This window comes from Bradyrhizobium genomosp. I (2014) (assembly GCF_000261685.1).
Taxonomy (GTDB): Bacteria; Pseudomonadota; Alphaproteobacteria; order Rhizobiales; family Xanthobacteraceae; genus Bradyrhizobium.
Genome location: NZ_AJQE01000348.1, coordinates 1 through 2,467 on the forward strand (window position 1 = coordinate 1; position 2,467 = coordinate 2,467).

The window sequence follows — 2,467 nt, forward strand, 5'->3', positions numbered from 1 at the left end:
CCGCATGATGGTCACGCCCGCCGTTCTCGGACTCGTGCTGCTCGGCCAGTCCGCGGCCGCCTGGGCTGTTCCGTTTCTGGCCCTGCAGGGCTGGATCGTCGCCTCACGCGACGAAGGCTGAAGCCACGAAGGTCTCGAATACTTACACAACACAAGCGGCAAGTGACGATGATGAATGCTGTGCGTCTGCTGTTCCTGGCCTTGCTGGTGCTGACGCTCACGGCGTCGCAGCCTGCCGCCGGCCACATTCCGGATCTGAAGACCGGCGGCTCGGTGCCGACCCTGGCGCCGCTGGTGCGCCAGGTGACGCCGGCCGTCGTCAACATCTCCGTGCATGGCCGCGTGCGCGAGGACAATCCGCTCTATCGAGATCCGCTCTTCCGCGAATTCTTCGACGTTCCCAGGCAGATCGAGAAGGAGGTCAATGCGACCGGCTCCGGGGTCATCGTCGACGCCCAGCGCGGCTATGTGCTGACCAACAATCACGTGGTCGAAGGAACCTCCGCCGTTCAGATCACGACCAAGGACGGCCGGCAGTTTTCCGCCAGGGTCATCGGCCGTGATCCGCCCACGGACGTCGCGGTGCTCCAGATTCAGAACCCTGCCGAGTTGAAAGCGCTTCCCTTCGGGGACAGCGACGGGCTCGAGGTCGGTGACTTCGTCCTTGCGATCGGCAATCCCTTCGGCCTCGGCCAGACCGTGACATCAGGGCTCGTCAGCGCGCTGGGCCGCACCGGCCTCGGCAAGCAGGGCTATGAGGATTTCATCCAGACCGATGCGGCGATCAATCCCGGCAATTCCGGCGGAGCGCTGGTCAGCCTGCGCGGCGAACTCGTCGGCATCAACTCGGCGATCATCTCACCCGCGGGCGGCAATGTCGGCATCGGCTTTGCCATTCCGGTCAACATGGCGCGCAAGGTGATGGAGCAGATCATCGCCAAGGGTCGCGTCGAGCGCGGCCGTATCGGCGTTTCGCTGAAGGACCTGCATCCGTCAATCAACAAGGGATTGAATCAAGGCGCCGTCATCGCCGAGATCGCCGCGGATTCACCCGCAGAGAAGGCCGGCTTGCGCAAGGGTGATATCGTCACCGGAGCCGACGACCGCCCGATACGCACGGCCGCGCAGCTCCGCAACACGATCGGCCTTGCGCGCGTCGGCGAGGATGTGAAGCTTACTCTGCTGCGCAAGGGTGCGCCGCTCACCGCCACGGTGAGAGTGGCGCCGGCGACTGAGCCCAGCAGCGCGCTCGCAGGCCCCAATCGCCTCGTTCGCTGAACCAAATGCAGGTGCCATCCGCGGAAGGAAAGGCGGTTCGGCCCCTGCGACGATCTCCGAGCTCAGGCCGCGCGGTGATCCCATCCGCCTTGCAGGTCCCGGATCAGCCGCCGCTCGCGTTCGATGCGTCGGCGATAGAGCTCGCGCTCATGCTCGGTCCTGGCGCTTGCAAGAAGCAGCTCGTAATGGCCGATGACCTTCTCGCTGCCTCGAATGAGCAGGTCTCGCTGACTGTTCATTGCGCCATCCCCGCCGCATTGGCCGGCGCTCCGGAAGCGCGGAAGCTGACAGGGAAGGTCGCCGCGGTCAGGCCATCGAGCGCCGATTGCTCTTCCGCGAGGCGCCTCTCGACAAAATGGCGCTCCAGCTCCGACAGCCTGGTCTTCAGCAGGCGCCGGTAGCGGTGGATGTTGTTGCGGTGCGCACGAATGCGGGCCAGATTCTCATCGAGCATCATCGTCTCTCCAGACGGTCGCGTGAATTCCTTTGATGTCGAGGGTGAGAAAGTCTCTTCTCGGCGGAAAAAATATTCAGCGGGTGACCGCTGTCAAGATGGTCGAAGCCGCATTCGCCTCTCCCCACTCGCGGCAGAGCAATCGCATCTGACTCTTGGGGCTGACCTTGAGCGCGCGCGTCGTCCTTCGGGACGACCGCTTCCAGCGGTCTCCTCTCCATGAACCACCTGTCAGACGACGTCTGGCAGGTGTTCATGGTTCCATGTGCAGCGTCCGCTTTCGGCGCTGGGGACTCAGGATGAGGCTAAGCAGCACTGTCTCCGTTGAAGCTGCTGCCACGCATTTCGACCTCATCCTGAGGGGCCCGCCTAAAGCGGGTGTCTCGAAGGATGGCCCACATGGAGTTCTATAGCCGGGTTCCGCCAGCGATTACCTCTTGTTGGCCAGCAAGCGAACGTCGTGCGGCCATATTTGAGCAGGAGTGATTTCCCGTGAGGGAGGCGCTCCGATGACCAAAGCTCTGATCACCGCTGTTGCAATACTGGCGTGGGTGCCGGCGAGCGCTTTTGCGCAGGAGCGCGCAGGCGATGCGGCGCTCGGCGCGGTGTCGGGCGCGGTCGTGCTGGGCCCGGTCGGCGCGGTCGCCGGAGCCCTGATCGGCTACACGGCCGGACCTTCGATCGCCCGTTCCTGGGGTGTGCGAGGTTCGCAGTCGGCCAGGCACCGGCAGCCGC

Annotated in this window: 3 protein-coding genes and 1 pseudogene; 2 read left to right on the forward strand and 2 right to left on the reverse strand. The window is 64.5% G+C overall.

The window, feature by feature from the left end:
• Positions 1–162 precede the first annotated feature (162 nt).
• Positions 163–1,278, forward strand: coding sequence for a Do family serine endopeptidase (locus IC50_RS30975; protein WP_440588155.1), 1,116 nt, complete (start codon positions 163–165; stop codon positions 1,276–1,278).
• A 62-nt stretch (positions 1,279–1,340) separates the two neighbouring features.
• On the opposite strand, the gene IC50_RS42655 is transcribed toward IC50_RS30975, so the two are convergent.
• Positions 1,341–1,517: a hypothetical protein gene (locus IC50_RS42655; protein ID WP_193374174.1), complete on the reverse strand. Its 177-nt coding sequence runs from the start codon at positions 1,515–1,517 to the stop codon at positions 1,341–1,343.
• Entirely contained in the window at positions 1,514–1,735 is a 222-nt protein-coding gene (locus tag IC50_RS30980; RefSeq protein ID WP_440588156.1) for a hypothetical protein, read from the reverse strand. Before IC50_RS30980 ends, IC50_RS42655 begins: the two co-directional genes overlap by 4 nt.
• A 506-nt stretch (positions 1,736–2,241) precedes the next feature.
• Between IC50_RS30980 and IC50_RS30985 the strand changes: the two are divergent.
• Positions 2,242–2,467 (forward strand): annotated as a pseudogene (locus IC50_RS30985) (hypothetical protein); the annotation flags it as partial.